Consider the following 20,004-nt stretch of genomic DNA (forward strand, 5'->3'; position numbering starts at 1 on the left):
CTAGTCCTTGTAGGTTACTTTTTTGATAGCAGCTACAGTTCTTTTTACATTTGGAATAGTCGCTTCGATGTAGGTCGGTGCATAGCTCAAAGGAACGTCCATGGAATTAACCCGAATCACCGGAGCATCCAAATAATCGAAAGCATAGCGCTGGAAATGATAGGTTAATTCGGATGAAATTGCTGCCAAGGGATTGGCTTCCTCTACAATAACTGCACGGTTGGTTTTTTTCAATGATTCGACGCAAGTCGCATAATCGATAGGTCGGACGGTTCTCAAATCAATCACTTCACAGTCGATCCCTTCCTTGGCCATTTCTTCAGCTGCTTCAAGCGCGACTTTCATCATTTTCCCAAAAGAAATGAGGGTTACATCTTTACCTTTTCGCTTGATGTCTGCTACTCCAATAGGCAATAAATATTCTGATTCAGGCACTTCACCTTTATCTCCGTACATGAGTTCGGATTCCATAAAAATCACCGGATCCGGATCCCTGATGGAGGCTTTAAGAAGGCCTTTGGCATCGTATGGATTAGATGGCACGATTACTTTCAATCCAGGGGTATTGGCAAACCAGTTTTCAAAGTTGGAGGAGTGAGTCGCACCCAATTGACCAGCGTTACCAGTCGGTCCTCTGAATACAATCGGCACCGAATAAGCTCCACCTGACATGGCGAGCATCTTAGCGGCAGAGTTGATGATCTGATCGATCGCCACAAGGGAAAAGTTAAAGGTCATGAATTCGATGATTGGCTTCAGCCCGTTCATCGCAGCACCTACTCCCAATCCTGCAAATCCAAGTTCAGAAATCGGCGTGTCATATACCCGCTCCGGACCAAACTCATCCAGCATTCCTTGAGACACTTTATAAGCTCCGTTATACTCAGCGACTTCCTCGCCCATCAAAAAGACATTGGCGTCTCGTCTCATTTCTTCGGACAAGGCCTCTCTGAGGGCTTCTCGAAATTGTATTTCTCTCATTAGTTAAAGACAAAATTTTAGCTCGTAAAAATAGAAAGGAATCGGGCAATTGCAAAGGTCCTGCAATTGTTTATACAGGATAGTTTTAGCCCAGATAAACGGTTTTGGAGTTGACAAACTCTAAAATCCCATAGCGACTCAGCTCCCGACCATAGCCTGACTTTTTGATTCCACCAAAAGGCAAATGCGGATTGGAAGCGACCAAGGAGTTGATAAAAACGGCTCCAGACTCTATGGATTCAGCAATTCTCTCGGCCTTTTCTACATCTTTGGACCAAAGGGAAGCCCCCAATCCAAACTCCGAATCATTAGCGAGTTTGATAGCTTCATCTGTATTTTTAACCTTGAATACCGATGCCACCGGTCCAAATAATTCTTCGGAATATGCGGGACTGTCTTTTGGGATCTCGGTCAAAATCGTCGGATCAAACCGTGCACTTCCTTTCTCGGGCTTGTTTCCTCCCAGATGGATTTTGGCACCGCTAGCTACTGATTTTTGAACTTGCTCATACAATTCCTCCGCCAAATCTGGTCTGGCCATAGAGCCATAGTCACTTTCTTTTTCTAGTGGATCACCGAATTTCATGGATTTTATCTTTTCGGTAAATATTTCCAAAAATCGATCATAGACCGGTTCAACCACAATAAATCGCTTGGCAGCAATACAACTTTGCCCAAAATTAATCATCCGTGCTTTTGCGGCAGTTTCGCTTGCTTTTTCCACATCGGCATCTTCTAAAATGATAAATGGGTCGCTGCCTCCCAATTCGAGTAGGGATTTTTTAATTTCTTGACCTGCAGCGGAGGCTACCGCAGCCCCGGCTTTTTCGCTGCCGGTTAGAGTGACTGCTTTTACCCTGGGATCAGAAATAATTTCAGTAGTCTTCTTGGAGTCAATTAACAAGGAAAGAAATACGCCTGCCGGAAACCCAGCTTTGATAAAGACTTCCTCAATGGCCAATGAACACTTAGGAACATTTGAAGCATGCTTAAGGAGTCCTGTATTTCCCGCCATCAGCGTAGGAACCGCAAATCGAAAGACCTGCCAAAAAGGAAAATTCCAAGGCATCACCGCCAAAACCGCCCCGATTGGCTGATGGATGATTTTGGCCTTGGAGCCATCGGGAAGATTAATCGGTTCAGCCTTGAGAAAATCAGCTGCATTTTCTGCGTAATATTCGCAGACCCAGGCACACTTCTCCACCTCGGCAATGGATTCTTTGATGACTTTGCCCATTTCCAGGGAAATGATTTTGGCAAAATAGTCTTTCTCCTCTTTTAAGACTTTGGCTGCTTTTTTCATCAGCTGACTTCGGTGGTCCATGGAGGTCTTTTTCCAGGCTTGAAAAGCATTCTCGCTTTGGCTCAGTTTTTCCTCCATGTCCGAAGAGGAAAGCGAATCAAATTCTTTTAATAAATTTCCGTCAAAAGGGTTAATTGATTTGATTTTAGTCATTGGTAGTGGGTTTTTGTTGTTCTTTCCAAGCTGTCAATCCACCATCCAGCATGTATACTTTTTTGAATCCTGCGGCTTTCATAGCTGCCCCGGCTTTGGCCGTTCTTTTACCAGTTCGACAATACAATAAATAGGTTTTGGATTTATCGAGTTGTTCGATATTCTGAGCAAAGTTTTCATCCAAAAAGTCAATATTCAGCGCACCTTTGATCTGGCCATCGGCTATTTCCTCAGGAGTGCGGATATCCAAGAGTACATTTTTCTTTTTGGAGATCATTTTGTCAAATTTTTCCACAGAGACCACTTTGGCCGAGTCTGATTTTCCTTGGCCTAGCAGAGGATTGCCGATCAAAGTCAACATAAATAAGATTGCGGGGAGAAAGATGAGTTTTTTCATGGTTTGGTTTTTGATTTGTGTTAAAGCGGTACATATTGAAGCAAAATTTAATCCCTTTCGTTTCAAATGTCCACTAAAATCGCGCTGATTTCTGATTCTCACAGTTACATTGATCACAAAACCCTCTCTTTTCTTGAGACGGTGGACGAAATTTGGCATGCCGGGGATATTGGTGATTTGCAGGTAATGGAGGCTATGCCCAAAGGAAAAATAATTCGGGCGGTTTTTGGAAATATTGACGATGCCGAGATTCAGCAAAACTATCCCGAATGGCAGATTTTTGAATTGGAAAAAATGAAAATAGTGATGACCCATATTGGCGGAAAACCTCCCCGCTATGCCAAAGGGGTCAAATCAATTCTAAAGTCAGAAAGTGCACAGCTTTTCGTCTGCGGTCATTCTCATATCTGCAAAGTGGAATTTGACTGGGAATTGAATTGCCTGTACATGAATCCCGGGGCCATCGGTCAGCAGGGATTTCATCAGATGCGAACGCTATTATTATTTGAACTGAATGAGGGAAAAGTACAAAATCTCCGGGTTGTCGAACTTGGAAAGCGGGGCAAATTGGAGTCCTAAATAAAAAAGGCATAAAAAAAAGCGATCCAAAGACCGCTTTAAGCTATTGCAATAAGAGAATTACTTCTTATCGAAAGATTTTTTCAACTCTTCCACATCCACGTTTTTGATTACTGGCTGAGCGCTCAATTGCTTGATTCTAGCCACACGGGTATTCTGGCTTTGTCTTTTTCTTCTTAATTTTCTTTTCAGAGTAGTAACTGCCATGACTATATGATTTAATGTTTTTGTTTCGAAACGGACTGCAAAGGTATGCAAACATTTTTTCTTTGTCTGCATATAGCCCTAAGAAATTCAAGACCTTTTGCAGATTTGGCAAATAATTCTTCAATTTTTCGGTAAATTTGAGCTTTAATCACCAAAAGGATCCCCATGCAAAAACCGAGTTTACCCAAAGGAACGAGAGATTTTGGCCCAATACAGATGGCTCGAAGAAATTTTATTTTGGAAACGATCAAAGATACCTTTCAGCTTTTTGGCTATCAGCAGATTGAAACTCCTGCGATGGAGAATTTGAGTACCCTCACGGGAAAGTACGGAGAAGAAGGAGATCAGCTGTTGTTTAAAATTTTAAACTCAGGGGATTTTTTGAAGAAAGTAGATCTGAAAGATCTCAGTGAAGGTGCTGCCGCTACGCTTCCTAAAGTCGCCGAAAAGGGTTTGAGGTACGATCTGACTGTACCCTTTGCGCGATACGTGGTGATGAATCGAAATGAGCTGACTTTTCCTTTTAAGCGCTACCAAATCCAGCCTGTTTGGCGGGCAGATCGACCTCAGAAAGGGCGTTATCGGGAGTTTTATCAATGTGATGCCGATGTGGTCGGAACCGATAGTTTGGTCTGTGAAGCCGAGATTATTTTGATGATACGACGGGTCTTTTTAGGCTTGGGTATATCTGATTATTCCATTAAAATCAATAACCGAAAAATCTTGACCGGGATTTCAGAAGTCATCGGTGAGGCAGGCAAGGAAGGTCCACTAGCCGTGGCCATTGATAAATTGGATAAAATCGGCTGGGAAAAAGTTCGGCAGGAACTCACAGAACGAGGATTCAACGATGAAGCAGTGCAGAAATTAGGACCGCTCGTGGAGGCTTCTACACAAGAGATCGATCATTTGGCTTTTCTGAAAATCTTTCTTGCAGGATCTGAAATCGGACTGCAAGGCGTGAAGGAACTGGAAGAAACCTTTGAAATCATGCAGACCATGGGGCAAGACCTTGCCAAAGTTCAGTTGGATATGGTTTTGGCGCGAGGGCTGTCTTATTATACCGGAGCGATATTCGAAGTCAAAGTCAATCAAGTATCGATTGGTTCAGTGAGTGGAGGCGGGCGATACGATAATCTCACCGGTGTTTTCGGGCTGAGTGGAGTTTCAGGAGTGGGGTTTTCCTTTGGAGTGGATCGGATTTATGATGTGATGGAAGAGTTGGGGCTTTTTCCTCAGGAGGATAGTCAAGGTACACAGGTAATGTTGGCGTATTTTGACGAAAAGGGATTCAATTACGCCTTGAATATTCTTACCCTACTTAGAGCGGCTGGAATTCGCTCGGAAATTTATCCAGATCAATCCAAAATGAAAAAGCAGTTGGATTATGCGAGCAAAAAAGGGATTCCCTATGTAGGTATTTGCGGAGATGAGGAAATAGCCAATAAAACATTAGCCTTAAAAAATTTAACTTCAGGAATACAGGAAAACTGGACCTTGGATCAAGTGATTGACCACTTTAGCGGAGTTTAATCGATTTGGATAATCGAATGGATAGGAATGGTGATCCCTCCTTTCAATAGCACAAACTGGTTTCCCACAGCCCAAACGGTGGTGTGAACCTCATAAATTTGGCCGTCAGAAGATTGGAAGGTTAGCTGAACTTTGGTTTGGAGTAGATTGCCTAACGTCTGTGAGCACTCGAGTTCGAATAACCTCATCTGGATTTCTTCTTTGGATTGGAGAACTTCCTCATGTCCAAAGCGTAAAGTGGAAATGTTTTCTTTATCGATTTTGATGGCTGTTTGCATGGCTAAGAAATTGGATCACTTATTTAATCGATAAAATTCGATAAATTTTGCAAAAATTTATCTTATAAATTGTATAAGAGTAAATATACCAAATTTTATTTGGAAAATTAAGTATAAATTAAGTTTAATTATAAATACGATATTATGTTCGATATCATGAATATGATGAACAAGGTCAAGGAGGCTCAGTCGAAAATCAAAGAAGCCCAGTCCAAATTGGTTCATCTTACTGCAGAAGGAGAATCCGGAGCAGGATTGGTCAAAGTGACGGTCAATGGAGAACGAAAAGTTCTCAAAATCGAAATGGATGAATCCTTGCTGACTCCTTCGGACAAAGAAATGTTGAGTGACCTGGTCGTGGCGGCAACAAATATTGCCATGGAGGCGATAGATGTGAAAATCAAGGCCGCTATGAAATCCGCTACAGAAGGAATGATGCCAAATATTCCGGGAATGGATTTGGGTAGCATGTTTGGATGAAGACTTGCGCAATCGTCATCCTCAATTATAATGGTCGGGAGATGCTCAAGCGTTTCCTGCCTTCCATTTGTCAATTCTCCCGTTATGACATCTGGGTAATTGACAATGCCAGTACGGATGACTCTGTAGCCGTTTTATCACAGGATTTTCCAGAGCTGCAGTTGATTCAGCTTTCCGAAAACTTCGGCTATGCCGGAGGGTATAATTGGGGGCTGGAGCAGCTCAAAGGAAACTATGATTTTTACATCCTGGTCAATTCGGATGTCGAAGTCACCCGCAATTGGGATCTGAGCCTGATTGATTTCCTTCAGAAGAACAAGGATTACGGGGCTGTTCAGCCTAAAATTTTATCAGCGCAAAACCGGGATTCATTTGACTATGCGGGAGCAGCAGGAGGTTTTTTGGATTCCCTATATTATCCCTATTGCCGGGGAAGGATCTGGAATGTCATCGAGCAAGATCAAGGGCAGTATAAGGATACGATCGAGGTGGACTGGGCCTCAGGGGCTTGTTTTGCACTTCGAGCTGATGAATTTCATGAAGTTGGTGGATTTGATGCCCATTTTTTTGCCCACATGGAGGAGATTGACCTTTGCCTACGATTGAGGAGAAAAGGATTGAAAATTGGGTTTACTGCCCAATCAACTATTTATCATCTGGGTGGAGCGACTTTGGATCGAAGCAGTCCAAGAAAATTATATTTAAATATCAGAAACAGCCTTCGGATGATTTATAAAAATGAAGGAACTCTTGTATTCTGGTGGATTTTCTTAGTAAAAGCGGGAATGGAATTTGCAGCTGGCTTGGGATATCTTATTACGGGAAAACCTGAAATGTTTAGTGCAGTCTTTGATGGATATTGGGATTTTTTAAAATCCCGGCGCTTGGTAGAAAAGATAAAATTTCCAGAATCAAAGCCTATAAAAAAAGGTCCGGTGGACCTGATTTTTTGGCATTTTATGATTTTGAGAAAGAAATATTTCCAAGATCTTTAATCAAAAAGAACAGGATTATTCATCTTGCGGAAATACTTTCGGATTTTCATCATCATTGCCATGGAAACATAGACAATCACCGGAGAGCCTAACGTGATAAATGAGGAATAAATGAAAAACAGTCGAATGCTGTCAATAGGAAAGTTTAGCTTTTCACCGAGTCTCGAGCATACACCAAAAGCACGCTCTTCGAAAAACAACTTTAATTTCTGCATGATCTTCAGTGGTTTAGTTGGATACAAATATATCAAAAATCATTCTAGAATTACCTAAGTAAAATGTCTGCCTCTTTGTTTTCATCAAAATTTAATTTTCTACTGCTTTTTGTTTTATTCCAATTCTGGCAAATCGGTTGGGCTCAGGAATGTCGCTTTTTGGAAAATGTCCAGCTTAAGCCTGAAAAATTAGCCTATTTCAGAGATTCTGTCCGCTTCTCTGTCCAAGGAAAGATCCCTATCGAATCGGTGGTTACACCCAGAAATCCCCAATTGAAACTTTTACTCAAAACATCAGAAAAGAGCTTAGACCTGGGAATTTTTGATTTGGAGAAAAATTTGGCAGATTATTCTTACCAAAAGGATTTTGTCCTTGCCTTTGAACCTTGGATGGAATCTGCTCAGCTTTCACTAAATTTTTTTCAGGGGAAAAAATTAGGAGATGAACCATTTGAAGTCAGGGTGATCGCCAAAGGCATCATCACGACGCCCTTTTTGGCAAAAATAGGCCAAGTAAATTCGGGGGAGGCTATCCCTTCTGTAGGTTTGATGATGCCCTCAGGCAGGCAGGAGCGGGGAATTAGCAGGACCTTTTATTCGTCAATTCAATTTAACCCCGGCAGTTCCGAATTTCAATCAACTGATACCAATGAATCGGTTTTCAAATCCCTTCGCGAATTTTTAATCGATCACCCATTTATTGAATCAGTCAAAGTCATCGGACTGCAATCTCCTGAAGCATCGGAGGGCAGAAACAGTAAACTGGGAATGGATCGGGCCGAAACAGTAAAACAAGAGTTGGTCTCTAGAAAAATCCTGTTAAGAGATTCGCTTATTGAAGTCAATGCCCGGTGGAATGATTGGTTTGATTTTAGACTTTTGCTGAGGGAAAAGGATGATTTAAGTACGGAAAGAAAAGAGCAATATTATTCGGTGCTGATGGATGGGACGGATTTTTTGGATCAGCAGCAAAAACTCAGACAAATCCCAGGGTTTTCCCAATTGTCCCAAACGCTATTTCCGAAATTAAGGGCTGCAAAAATCGAAGTGGTCGCCCGGTCAGGAAGTGGCTTGTCTCAAGATGATTTTTCGCGTCTCCAGCAGGAATTAGATCTGAATTCCTCCCAGTCTAGTCTATCCTTTGTGGACTGGGCTATTGCTGCTGAGGGAAGTCCCCGGCTAGAGGAAAAAGCAGAGATTTATTCCAAAATGACCGAGCTATTTGCCTTGGCCTTGCCATATAATAATCTGGCAGTCATCCGAATTCGGGAAGCTCAGCAAACGCTGGACCTGGATCGGAAGGAGAAACTCTGGGATGAAGCAGAGTGGTTGCTTAATCGTGCGGTCAAAATCGAAGAGAATCCCTACACGCTTCATAATTTGGGACAGATTTTTGCACTTCGGGGACAATACTGGGATGCCTATAAATTTCTCTCGGATGCCTCTGTGATGACTAGAAATCCTGATTTTTTGATGAAAAATGAAAGCTTGCGGGGAGCATTGGATATTATCAGAGGAGATTATAAACTGGCCACGTTAAGGTTTGACTATGAATTTACAGATCCTGAGGATTTTTTTAATAAAGGATTGGCCTTTTATCTTGCCGGAGATTATGCGAATGCTTCCATTGCATTTGAGGAATCGGTGGTGAAAGACCGGGAATACGGCTATGGTTATTACGGACTTGCGCTTATTGCCATCAACGGTGGGCAAAAAGAGGTGGCATTGATTCACTTGGAACGTGCCGCACAGACCAACTCGGAGATTTATTCACGGGTTTTGACTGATCCGAGTTTTGAAGAATTAAGAGAAGATCCAGAATTTTTCGAAATTTTGAAAAAAAATTAATACCTCAAGATTTTGTAGAAATTTTGAATTCAGGGTAAAAAATTACTTTATTTTGGTAAAAGAACCTCATTTTTAACAGTTTCCGGTTTTGATTCAGTCAAAAATCGACTACATTAGATCGTCGATGTGAAATAGTTTGAAAGATTCATAATGTAAATTCTTTCCATTGCCAAATAATATTTCTGTTAAGGAATTTGAATTTTGTTTTAGAATCTTTAACATTGATGATTAAGTTGTACACCAAACCCAAAATATTGCCTATGACCTATCATTTCTAGCTACACCTCCCTCTCTCACGTGGCATCGCTAGATGCACTCAAACCTATAGGATTTCATCCTTTTGCAGGTATTCGTACCGTGGTATAATCGCAATAGACCTTTCGAAAATTCGAAAACCTTCTATTGCAATTATTTTGAGAATAATCGCAAACGATTGCATATCAATTAACAAACAAGTATTTGAGATTAATCTTGTTACCCAATCTATCTATGTTTATGAAAAATCTTTACAAAAATCTAAGTGCTGCATTCCTGCTCTTAGTGATAACCAGTTCGGCTGTCATGGCGCAACGCGTAGTGACCGGTACCGTTCTGGATGAGTTTGATACGGGCTTACCTGGAGTCTCTGTCCTCGTGAAAGGGACGACCAACGGTACAGCTACGGATATTGACGGGAAATTTTCCCTCAATGTACCCAACGACGAGGCTGTCTTAGTTTTCTCCTTTATCGGTTACACAAGAATCGAACAATTGGTAGGAAACCGCAGTGTCATCGATGTTAAATTAACCCCAGACGAGCAGACCTTGACGGAGCTTGTCGTGACGGGTTATACGATTGATAGCCGTAGGGAAACTACCGGTGCTATCGCGACAGTAGATCCCAAGGATCTGACGGTAATTCCAACTGGTAACGTAGAGCAGACTCTTCAGGGTCGAGTTTCTGGTGTTACGGTAATTACCAATGGTCAGCCGGGTACTACTTCCATCATCCGAGTTCGTGGTTTCGGTTCCTTTGGAGGAAATGAGCCACTTTACGTCGTTGATGGAGTTCCTGTAACCAGCACAGACTTCTTAAATCCAGATGATATTGAGTCTACTACGGTATTGAAAGATGCCGCCGCCGCTTCTCTTTATGGTGCGCGGGCTTCCAATGGTGTGATTATTTACACCACGAAAAAAGGAACTAGAAGCAATGAAAAAATCCGTGTGGATTACAATGGTATGTTTGGTTCCACTGATCCTGGTGAAGGCTTGGATATGATGAACCCTGCTGACTTTGCAGAATACACTTGGCTAGCCGAGCGTAATCAAGCAATGATTGATGGTGATGATCCAGAGTATAGTCATCCACATTTTGGAAGTGGTAATTCTCCAGTTTTACCATATTATTTAAGTGTAATTGGTCAAAATTCTAATGGAACCCTTCAAAATCGCCCTGGACAGCCTGGACCACTTTCTGCATCCGAGCTTGAGCAACAAGCTGCTTGGTACAATGTAGACCCTAATGCAGGTCCAGTCCTACAGTTGATCAGAGCTGCCACAGGAGAAGGAACTGACTGGTATAATGCGATTACCCGTACTGCTCCGCTTCACAGACATTCAATTGGTTTAAATGGCGGTTCAGAGACTAGTAGATTCTATATTGGCTTAGGTTATCAGGATCAATCTGGTATTTTGTTGAACAATGATTTTAAGCGGATTTCATTAAGAGCAAACTCTGAGTTTGATGTAACGAACCGTATCCGAATCGGTGAAAACTTCCAAGCTACCTATCGTCAAGTTCTAGGACAATCCGGTGGAAATGGTGGTAGAGGTATTGCACTGGATGAAAACGATATCTTGAGTGCCTTTCGTATGCCATCAATCATCCCGGTAAGAGATGAATTTGGCGGCTATGCCGGTACTGCAGTGGGTGCATTTAACAACCCTAGAAACCCGGTAGCAAGCCGTGAAGGTCAAGCGGATAACAGAAACTTCAATGCGAATATCTTTGGTAACGTGTATGCCGAGATTGATTTGATCGAAGATTTGACTTTCCGAACTTCTATAGGTGGTCGTTATAATAATTACTACTTCTGGAATTATGGGCGAAGACAGTATGAAAACTCCGAAAACAACTCCGCCTTTGGCTATGGAGAGGGAGCAGGTTATGATTTTGGTTGGACATTTACGAATACTCTTTCTTGGAAGAAAACTTTTGACAAGCATGCATTTGATGTAATCGTAGGTCAGGAAGCCTTGAATACTGGATCAGGTAGAAATATTTCTGCTACTGGACAAAATCCATTCTCTCAAGATCCAGACTTTATCACGATCACAAATTTGCCTGTAAGCTCAAGAATCGTAAACTCCAGTTTATTCAGAGGGGTTAACTTCTCTTCCTACTTTGGGCGATTGAATTATACCTTTAACGACAAGTATCTTTTCAGTGCTGTTGTTAGACGTGACGGTTCTTCAGTTTTCGGTATTAATTCACGATTTGGTACCTTCCCAGCATTTTCAGCAGCATGGAGATTGTCTTCTGAGCCATTCATGCAGTCTGCATCTTGGATTGATGATTTGAAAATTCGTGGGGGCTGGGGACAAATGGGTAACTCAAACCCAGTTCCAGCAACTAACCAGTTCTCTACATTTGGTGGAGATATCGGGGCTTCCTCTTATGATATTGCTGGATCTAACTCATCCGCAGTTATCGGGTTCAGAAGAACTCGTATCGGTAACCCAAATACGCAGTGGGAAACAGCAGTTACTCAGAATATTGGTTTTGATGGTACATTCTACAATGGTCGCTTGGATGTGATCTTTGATTGGTGGAAAAAAGATACTAAAGACTTGTTGTTCCAATTGCCAATTCCTCAAACCGCGGGTAGCAACGCAACTCCTCCGTTTATCAATATTGGGGAAATGTCAAATAGTGGATTGGACCTTTTGGTTTCTACTAGAGGTAATCTTTCTTCTCTTTTTACGTATGAGTTGACAGTAACTGGCTCTACCTTGAAAAATGAGATTGTATCTCTTGCCCCAGGTTTGGACTTTATTACTTCTATTAATCCTAGCTTTAGGGGTATTCAGCCGATCAGAAACCAAGTAGGACAGTCTCTTTCCGCTTTCTTCGGATATAAGCAGATTGGCTTGTTCCAAAGTGCAGAAGATGTAGCTAGCCATGCTGATCAGCAAGGTGCAGCTCCAGGTCGATTGAAGTTTGAAGATATCAATGGTGATGGAGTAATTACGCCAGATGATCGTACCTTCTTGGGTTCTCCGGTTCCTGATTTTACAGGTGGTCTTAACTTCTCAGTAGGTTATAAAGGATTTGATGTAGCAGCCTATTTCTACACTTCTATTGGAAACGAAGTATGGAACCAATCTCGTTGGTTTACTGATTTCTTCCAGACCTTTGAAGGTGCGGCAATTTCTGAGCGATTGAAGAATTCTTGGACTCCTGAAAATCCAAACGCAACTGTACCTATCGTAGAAAGAACCACCAACTTCTCAACTTCAGAGCAAGCTAACTCTTACTACATCGAAGATGGTTCTTACTTGAGATTGCAAAACGTGACTATCGGATACACTCTTCCTGAGGCACTTTTGGATAAATACAATCTACAAAGAGCTAGAATCTTTGCAGGGGCTAACAACCTATTTACGTTGACAGGTTACTCAGGATTGGATCCTGCGGTAGGTGGATCGGCAGATACTACTTTCGGTATCGATATCGGAAACTATCCAGTGACAAGAGGTTATACCTTTGGTGTGAACTTAAGTTTCTAATAGTTAACAATTTATCTTGAATCTAGTTATAGAAACTATAATTGATTATAAAAAATGAACAATTTTAAATTAAAAATCGGAGCCCTATTATCATCCGCAGCGATGATGGTAGCAGTGAGTTGTAGCGATGATTTTCTAGACGTACCACCTACGGGGGTGTTGGCAGAGAATCAGTTGTCTACGGTAGCAGGGTTGGAGGCATCTTTGATTGCAGCGTATTCCCAAGTTAACGGTAGGTTTAACCGTTTGGCCTCAGCATCCAATTGGGTATGGGGTAGTATTAGAGGTGGTGAAGCAAACAAGGGTACTGACCCGGGTGACTTTGCCACAATCAACCCCATCCAGCGATTTGAAACCAATTCCGCCTCAGGTGATATTGGTGCCAAGTGGAATGGAGCCTATGAAGGGATAGCGCGAGCAAACTCTGTCTTGAGATTGGCGCTCAATCCAGCTGATGATGTGACTGAAGCGGATATTACCCGAATCAGTGCTCAAGCTCGTTTCCTTAGAGGTCATTATTACTTCGAATTGAAAAGAGACTACAACAATACTCCCTATGTGGATGAAAATGTGGATTATGGATCAGGTCTCGAAGAAGTAAGTAATAACCAGGATCTTTGGCCTTTTATCGAGGCAGATTTTCAATATGCAGTGGACAACTTGCCTCCAACTCAGCCTCAAGTAGGTCGAGTGAATCAGTGGGCGGCAAAGGCATATTTAGCGAAAGTTTATCTCTATCAAGGAAAATATGCAGAAGCAAAGACATTGTTTGATGATGTGATTGCTAACGGGGTGACTTCCAACGGGGTTAAGTTTGATTTGGTTGATCAATATCAGAATCTTTGGAGAGGTGCATTTGACAACAATCAGGAAACCGTTTGGGCTTATCAGTCAGCCGCGGGAACTGGATCCGTGGCTAATGCCAACCCAGAATTTGATTTGAATTTCCCTTACAACTCAGCTGCTCCTGGTGTTTGCTGTGGATTTTATCAGCCTAGCTTTAGCTTTGTCAACTCCTTCCGTACCGATGCCAATGGTCTTCCATTGCTTGATCGTCAATACAACGAAGGAGCTAATCAAGTGAAAAATGATATGAATCTTGGAAGTGGCGATGACTTTACCCCAGATACTGGAAATTTAGATCCTCGTTTGGATCATACGGTAGGTCGTAGAGGAATACCTTACTTGGATTGGCAAGATCACCCAGGAGCATCTTGGATTCGAAACCAGCCAAATGGTGGGCCTTACTCTCCTAAAAAGTATGTTTACTCTAGAGATGAAGTAGGTTCTTTCCAGGACAACTCTTCATGGACACCAGGCTACACCGGATTGAATGTGTACATCATCCGATTCTCTGATGTCTTGTTGATGTCTGCAGAAGCCGATATCGAAACTGGAAACTTGGAATCTGCTCGTCAAAAAGTGAATAGAGTTCGTGAAAGAGCACAGAACTCAAATCTTGAGCGAGAAGATGGTACTCTTGCTGCTAGCTATGTAGTTGGCCTGTATGAGACTCCCTGGACTGATGCTACGGTAGCCCGTAAGGCAGTAAGACTAGAGAGAATGCTCGAATTGGGCATGGAAGGACATCGATTCTACGATTTGGTACGATGGGGTATCGTCAATGAGGAAATGAATGCGTATCTACAGTATGAAGCGCAGTTCTTATCCTCAACATTTGGAGGAGCTTCCTTCACCGACCCTTATATCTATAATCCGATTCCTTTGGATCAGATTGACTTGGTTGGATCTGATATTCTAATTCAGAATCCTGGATTCTAATCCTAGAATAAAAATTAATTTTAAAAGAAGGCTTTCGGGCCTTCTTTTTTTGGTTTAAAGGGATTGATTTTCGATTATTCTTTTCCCCCTTGCAGTATAAATGCTAATTTCAACCCTAATAATTAGCCCAAACTTACCTATGAAATTGAAATTTCCACTGTCTCTCGGAATTCTTGTTTTGGGACTTTGGTCCTGTCAAAAAGAAGAAAAATTATTTGAGTTAAAGGATCCAAAAAAAACCGGCATTGAGTTTAACAACTTAATTACGGAAACAGATTCTTTTAATATTCTCACCGATGAATATATTTTTAATGGCGGAGGTGTCGCCGTGGCAGACTTTGACCAAAATGGGCTTCCTGACCTTTTTTTTACCGGAAATCAGGTGGCAAACAGGCTTTACCTTAATCGTGGGGATTTTAGCTTTGAAGATATTTCTGAATCTGCGGGAATCGAGGCTTTGGATTATTGGTGTACAGGAGTTGCTGTGGTGGACATTAATGGCGATGGTTGGATGGATATCTATGTGGCTACGGCTATGAAAACCGGTCCCGGTGAGCGAAATAATCTCCTTTTTGTGAATCAGGGATTGAACGAAGATGGTGAAGTGATATTCGAGGAAATGGCCGAATCCTATGGAATTGCTGATCCGGGGAATAGTATGGGGGCGGCTTTTGTCGATTACGATTTGGATGGAGATCTGGACCTATATGTGCTCAATAATGAGCAAAGTAAAATTGTCCCTTCGAACTATCGGGAGAAAATCACCGATGGGTCAGCTATTAATAATGATGCCTTTTATCGTAACAATGGCGACGGAACTTTTACCAATGTGACCAAAGAAGTCGGTATTACCATCGAAGGATTTGGATTGGGACTCTTGATTACTGACGTGAATAATGACGGCTGGCCGGATATTCATGTTTCCAATGATTACGTCACCAATGACATCCTTTACATCAATAATCAGGATGGGACCTTTTCCAATCAAAGTTCCAGTTGGCTGAAACACCAAAGCCAATTCTCAATGGGTGCGGATTTTTCTGATTTCAATAATGACCTCAAGCCTGATCTGATTACCCTCGATATGCTTGGTGAAGATAATTATCGAAAGAAAACCACCATTGGAAAAAACTCCTACCAAGTCTATATCAGCAATGAACAATGGGGCTATGAATATCAGCATGTCCGAAATATGCTGCATGTCAATAACGGGCCCGATGTGCCTTTTAGTGAAATAGGCTTGTATGCCGGGATCTATCAGACCGATTGGTCTTGGTCTCCGCTTTTTACGGATGTGGACAATGACGGCTGGAGGGATTTGCTGATAACCAATGGATTTCCCAGGGATATTACCGATAAGGATTTTGCGAACTATCGGGCCGACGTCGGAAGTGTGGCAACTGTCCGACAGCTGTTGGATTCTATTCCCATCGTTAAGATTCCCAACTATGCTTTCAAAAACAAGGGAGATTTGACCTTTGAAGATGAAGGTGCCGCTTGGGGATTAAACCAACCTTCATTTTCAAATGGAGCCGCATTTGTCGATTTGGATGGGGATGGGGATTTGGATTATGTGGTGAATAATATCAATGATCCGGCCTCTATTTTCGAAAATACGCTAAACCAAAAACCGGAGTCACCGAATTTCCTGAGGGTCAAACTCAATGGGCCAAAGCAAAATCCACAAGGGTTGGGAGCTAAGGTAATTTTGAGTTTAGCTGATGGCACCAGGCAATTTCAAGAGCAACAAGTCGTCAGAGGCTATATGTCTTCGGTAGATGAAATAGTGCATTTTGGTTTGGGAACTTCTGAAATAACTTCTCTGGAAGTGCATTGGCCGGATGGAAAAAATTCGATTGTGGAGCAGCCCGAACCAAATCAGGTACTAGAAATAGATTATCAAAATTCCGAACCTGGTAAATTTAAGTTGGCCATTCTCGAGGAGGAACAAGGAAGTAAGCTTTTTGAAGAACTTGCACCGCAAATTGGATTGGATTATACGCATGAGGAATCGGATAAAGTAGATTATAATGTGCAGCGGACCTTGCCTCATAAACTCACGCAGTATGGACCTGCTTTGGCCGTTGGCGATATTGATGGAAATGGTACCGATGACCTCATCATTGGTTCTTCCTCGGGGAATTCACCGGTGATTTTTAAACAAAGATTGAATGGCACTTTCGATCAGGCTGACTTATTCTCAAAAGATCAAGACCTAGAATTTGAAGAGCAGGGAATTTTGCTTTTTGATTTGGACAATGATGGAGATCTGGACTTGTATTTGGTCGGGGGAAGCAATGAATTTGTTGCTGGATCTCCATACTATCGAGATCGACTTTTTGTCAATGACGGGAATGGGAATTTCACCCAAGATCAGGACTTTGATGAGGTGACAGGTAGCGGAAGTGTTGTGCGGGCGGCAGATTTTGACCGAGATGGATATTTGGACCTTTTTGTAGGTGGGAGGACACCAGTAGCTCAATATCCGCTTCCTGAGAAAAGCTTTTTGCTAAAAAATCAATCAGGAACTCTTCAAGATGTAACAGATGAAGTAGCTGGAGGTTTAAAATCCATCGGAATGCTGACTGATGCCCTTTGGTCAGATATAGATGGGGACGGTTGGATTGATTTAATCGTAGTCGGAGAGCTGATGGAGATTTCCATTTTTAAAAATCAGGAAGGAAAACTCGTGAAATCATCCCAAACTGGCTTGGAAAACTACCTGGGTTGGTGGAATAGCATTGCTTCGGGTGATTTTGATCAGGATGGGGATATGGACTTCATCGTAGGAAATATGGGAGCAAATAATCACTATCATCCTTCTTCTGATAGACCGGTAAAAGTCTATGCCAAGGATTTTGATCAGAATGGAAGTATGGATCCTGTTATTTTCTCTTGGTATAAATCCAGAAACGGAGAATTTGAGTCCTTTCCAGTGCATTTTTGGGATGATCTGTATGGGCAAAGCACCTTGTTTAGAAGAAAATTCGAACGGTACAAAACTTATGCTCAGGCTACAGAAAATACCTTGTTCACGGATGAGGAAAAACAGGATGCGCTCATTTTGACTGGAAATTATGATCGATCAGTCTGGGTAGAAAACAAAGGGAATGGCCAGTTCGAAATTCATCCCCTTCCAGTGGAAGCTCAGATGGCACCGGTATTTGGAATCCAAGTGGATGATTTTAATCAAGATGGATTTTTGGATGTGATGCTGGTGGGTAATGATTATGGTAATGAGATTTTTATCGGTCGCTTGGATGCACTAAACGGGTTAGTATTGTTAGGTGATGGGAAAGGAGATTTTACTCCGCTGTCACCAGCTGAAAGTGGTTTTGTCGTGCCGGCAGATGGGAAAGCCTTGGTGAAGTTAGCATCAGCTTCCAAGGGTCCTCTATACATCGCTTCGCAAAACCGTGGAAAGCTCAAAGTTTTTGAAAAATCAACTCAGGAGGGAAGAACCTTGAAACTTTCCCAGGAAATCATAGCGGTTTTGGTCGAATTGGAAAACGGGAAAACCCAGCGGATAGAGATTCCTTTTGGCTCCGGATTTTTCTCTCAATCCTCTAGGGAGATCACTCTGCCAAAAGGAACCCTTTCATTGAAAACGATCAATTACAAGGGAGAAGAGGAGGAATTGGATCTCTCCCAAATGGATTGATTATCGGTACATCTGTCCGGATTTGACCTCACAGATTTGCACAATCAATTGGGCTACTTTATCGGTGACATCTTCAAAATATCGCTTTCCCTTTTCGGGGGAGGCTTTTTTTGGATTTCCGATTCCGGTATCTTCTGTGACTTCAGACCATTTTCGCTCAGCCCAGGCCCACCGCTCCAGAACACCTGAGATGACACTTTTCTTTTCATCCCCATCTCCGGCTTCCTCCAGCGGAAGTACCAGTTCGGGATGGAGATGCATAATCAAGGCGGTTTCCATTTCGTCCGCATGATCTCCTTTTTCCTCAAAATACTGGGTTTTGTCCAGTGCCTGGAACCAGTTGCAGGTGAAAAGCATCATTTCTGGAAATTTCAATCCCAGTTCCCGAAGGGCAGTTTTAAAATCATTCCCACCATGACTATTCAAAATCAAAAGTTTTTTAACTCCCTGTCGATCCAAAACCTCTATGAGATCCCGAAGAATGGCAAACTGTGTACTGGGGTTTAGGTTCATATCCAAATAGATATCCGATTGACCAGTGTTTACTCCGAAAGGAATGGAAGGTAAAATCACCGAATTTGCACCTTTTTCCCAGGCTTTTCTTCCAGCCTCTTCGCCAATCGCATCCGCTTCATAAATATCTGTTCCATAGGGCATATGATAATTGTGCGCTTCGGTGGCGCCCCAGGGCAGGACAGCTAAATCAAAGCGATGATCTTTTAAGGTTTTCCAATTAGCTTCTTTTAAAATGTAGGGTCTCATGGATTTTGGAAGAATTATTTGAAAATAGGGGTAAATCGCAGTCAAATTTGATAATTTGAACTCGCGAATCTAAAATAAGGCCAATGTCTCAAAGAAGAAAATTTATCAAGCAATCCCTGATGGGAACTGCACTTTTTATACCGGGTTTGGAGTCTACTGTCCGTCCTTTTTCAAGAAAAGAAATCAATTCCAAACCTTTGATTCTTTCTACTTGGAATCATGGCTTGCCGGCCAATGATGCAGCGATTCAGCGTCTGAAATCCGGTGGAAGCATTATCGATGCAGTGGAAGCAGGAGTCAAAGATACAGAGCTGGATATGGATAATCTTTCCGTTGGATTGCAGGGACTTCCGGATAGAGAAGGAATCACAACCCTAGATGCCTCGATTATGACAGGGGACGGTTCCTGTGGCTCGGTGGCATTTGTCCGACAAATCAAGCATCCCATTTCTTTGGCCAGGGCGGTAATGGAGAAAACTCCACATGTAATGCTGGCGGGAGAGGGGGCTCGACAGTTTGCCATTTCAGAAGGCTTTCCTTTGGAGAAAGAAGAGCTCAGTCCCAAAGCTGCCGAGGCTTATCAAGAATGGAAAAAAACCAGTCAATACAAGCCGATCATCAATATCGAAAATCACGATACCATAGGAATGATCGGGATGGATGCCAATGGAAACCTTGCGGGAAGCTGCACGACCAGTGGCTTGGCCTATAAAATGCATGGCCGAGTGGGAGACAGCCCGATTATCGGTGCAGGATTATTTGTGGACAATGAAGTCGGTGCCGCTACTGCCACCGGATTGGGAGAATCCATTATCCGGATTTGTGGCGCATTTTTGATTGTAGAATTGATGCGTCAGGGTAGAAGTCCACGGGAAGCTTGTGAGGAAGCAGTTCGTCGGCTCATCTCAAAAAATAAGAATATAAAAGATATTCAGGCTGGTTTTCTGGCCATGAATAAAGATGGAGAAGTTGGCGCTTTTGCGGTTCATCCGGGCTTTAATTATGCCCAAGCGACCCTTCAGGAAAATGTATTGATCGATTCTAAAAGTCATTTTTAAA

16 protein-coding genes are annotated in these 20,004 nt (G+C 42.4%); 9 read left to right on the forward strand and 7 right to left on the reverse strand.

Features of this window, described 5'->3' with window-relative positions; all coding sequences use genetic code 11:
- The 3 genes from BM043_RS00070 to BM043_RS00080 form a co-directional block, all read right to left on the reverse strand.
- Nucleotides 1-981 (reverse strand): pyruvate dehydrogenase complex E1 component subunit beta, encoded by a 981-nt coding sequence (locus BM043_RS00070; RefSeq protein WP_092788211.1) that lies wholly within the window; start codon nucleotides 979-981, stop codon nucleotides 1-3.
- Nucleotides 982-1,066: 85 nt separating this feature from the next.
- Complete coding sequence (locus BM043_RS00075; RefSeq protein ID WP_092788212.1) at nucleotides 1,067-2,437, reverse strand: NAD-dependent succinate-semialdehyde dehydrogenase; 1,371 nt, start codon at nucleotides 2,435-2,437, stop codon at nucleotides 1,067-1,069.
- Nucleotides 2,430-2,834 (reverse strand): rhodanese-like domain-containing protein, encoded by a 405-nt coding sequence (locus BM043_RS00080; protein WP_092788706.1) that lies wholly within the window; start codon nucleotides 2,832-2,834, stop codon nucleotides 2,430-2,432. The genes BM043_RS00075 and BM043_RS00080 overlap by 8 nt, the downstream gene beginning before the upstream one ends.
- 66 nt (nucleotides 2,835-2,900) lie before the next feature.
- On the opposite strand from BM043_RS00080, the gene BM043_RS00085 reads away from it, so the two are divergent.
- Nucleotides 2,901-3,413, forward strand: coding sequence for a metallophosphoesterase family protein (locus BM043_RS00085; RefSeq protein WP_092788213.1), 513 nt, complete (start codon nucleotides 2,901-2,903; stop codon nucleotides 3,411-3,413).
- 60 nt (nucleotides 3,414-3,473) lie between these two features.
- Here BM043_RS00085 and BM043_RS19430 read toward each other — a convergent pair whose 3' ends face one another.
- Nucleotides 3,474-3,620 carry a hypothetical protein gene (locus BM043_RS19430; protein WP_177188390.1) on the reverse strand — a complete coding sequence of 49 codons (147 nt, stop codon included), beginning with the start codon at nucleotides 3,618-3,620 and terminating at the stop codon, nucleotides 3,474-3,476.
- Between the two features lie 159 nt (nucleotides 3,621-3,779).
- Here BM043_RS19430 and hisS point away from each other — a divergent pair, with 159 nt between their 5' ends.
- Complete coding sequence (gene hisS / locus BM043_RS00095) at nucleotides 3,780-5,153, forward strand: histidine--tRNA ligase (protein WP_092788215.1); 1,374 nt, start codon at nucleotides 3,780-3,782, stop codon at nucleotides 5,151-5,153.
- Here hisS and BM043_RS00100 read toward each other — a convergent pair.
- The gene (locus BM043_RS00100) at nucleotides 5,150-5,431 is read right to left on the reverse strand and encodes a hypothetical protein (RefSeq protein WP_092788216.1); all 282 of its coding nucleotides are present in this window, start codon (nucleotides 5,429-5,431) and stop codon (nucleotides 5,150-5,152) included. The two genes, hisS and BM043_RS00100, sit on opposite strands and share 4 nt — an antisense overlap.
- A 144-nt stretch (nucleotides 5,432-5,575) precedes the next feature.
- Between BM043_RS00100 and BM043_RS00105 the strand changes: the two genes are divergently transcribed.
- Both BM043_RS00105 and BM043_RS00110 read left to right on the forward strand, forming a co-directional pair.
- Entirely contained in the window at nucleotides 5,576-5,911 is a 336-nt protein-coding gene (locus BM043_RS00105) for a YbaB/EbfC family nucleoid-associated protein (RefSeq protein ID WP_092788217.1), read from the forward strand.
- Nucleotides 5,908-6,906: a glycosyltransferase family 2 protein gene (locus BM043_RS00110; RefSeq protein ID WP_092788218.1), complete on the forward strand. Its 999-nt coding sequence runs from the start codon at nucleotides 5,908-5,910 to the stop codon at nucleotides 6,904-6,906. The genes BM043_RS00105 and BM043_RS00110 overlap by 4 nt, the downstream gene beginning before the upstream one ends.
- Here BM043_RS00110 and BM043_RS00115 read toward each other — a convergent pair.
- Nucleotides 6,903-7,121 carry a PspC domain-containing protein gene (locus BM043_RS00115; RefSeq protein ID WP_092788219.1) on the reverse strand — a complete coding sequence of 73 codons (219 nt, stop codon included), beginning with the start codon at nucleotides 7,119-7,121 and terminating at the stop codon, nucleotides 6,903-6,905. The genes BM043_RS00110 and BM043_RS00115 overlap by 4 nt on opposite strands.
- 75 nt (nucleotides 7,122-7,196) lie before the next feature.
- On the opposite strand from BM043_RS00115, the gene BM043_RS00120 reads away from it, so the two are divergent.
- From BM043_RS00120 to BM043_RS00135, 4 genes are all read left to right on the forward strand, one after another.
- A complete protein-coding gene (locus BM043_RS00120; RefSeq protein WP_177188391.1) occupies nucleotides 7,197-8,969 on the forward strand; it encodes a tetratricopeptide repeat protein in 1,773 nt (590 codons plus the stop codon).
- A 489-nt stretch (nucleotides 8,970-9,458) separates the two neighbouring features.
- Nucleotides 9,459-12,740: a SusC/RagA family TonB-linked outer membrane protein gene (locus BM043_RS00125; RefSeq protein WP_092788221.1), complete on the forward strand. Its 3,282-nt coding sequence runs from the start codon at nucleotides 9,459-9,461 to the stop codon at nucleotides 12,738-12,740.
- Nucleotides 12,741-12,794: 54 nt separating this feature from the next.
- Nucleotides 12,795-14,522: a RagB/SusD family nutrient uptake outer membrane protein gene (locus BM043_RS00130; RefSeq protein ID WP_092788222.1), complete on the forward strand. Its 1,728-nt coding sequence runs from the start codon at nucleotides 12,795-12,797 to the stop codon at nucleotides 14,520-14,522.
- A gap of 139 nt (nucleotides 14,523-14,661) precedes the next feature.
- Nucleotides 14,662-18,183, forward strand: coding sequence for a VCBS repeat-containing protein (locus tag BM043_RS00135; protein WP_092788223.1), 3,522 nt, complete (start codon nucleotides 14,662-14,664; stop codon nucleotides 18,181-18,183).
- Here the strand turns inward: BM043_RS00135 and BM043_RS00140 are convergent, their stop codons facing one another.
- A complete protein-coding gene (locus tag BM043_RS00140; protein WP_092788224.1) occupies nucleotides 18,184-18,945 on the reverse strand; it encodes a creatininase family protein in 762 nt (253 codons plus the stop codon).
- 83 nt (nucleotides 18,946-19,028) lie between these two features.
- Between BM043_RS00140 and BM043_RS00145 the strand changes: the two genes are divergently transcribed.
- Entirely contained in the window at nucleotides 19,029-20,003 is a 975-nt protein-coding gene (locus tag BM043_RS00145; RefSeq protein WP_092788225.1) for an isoaspartyl peptidase/L-asparaginase family protein, read from the forward strand.
- Nucleotide 20,004 lies beyond the last annotated feature (1 nt).

Source organism: Algoriphagus hitonicola (assembly GCF_900113375.1).
GTDB classification, from domain to species: Bacteria; Bacteroidota; Bacteroidia; order Cytophagales; family Cyclobacteriaceae; genus Algoriphagus; species Algoriphagus hitonicola.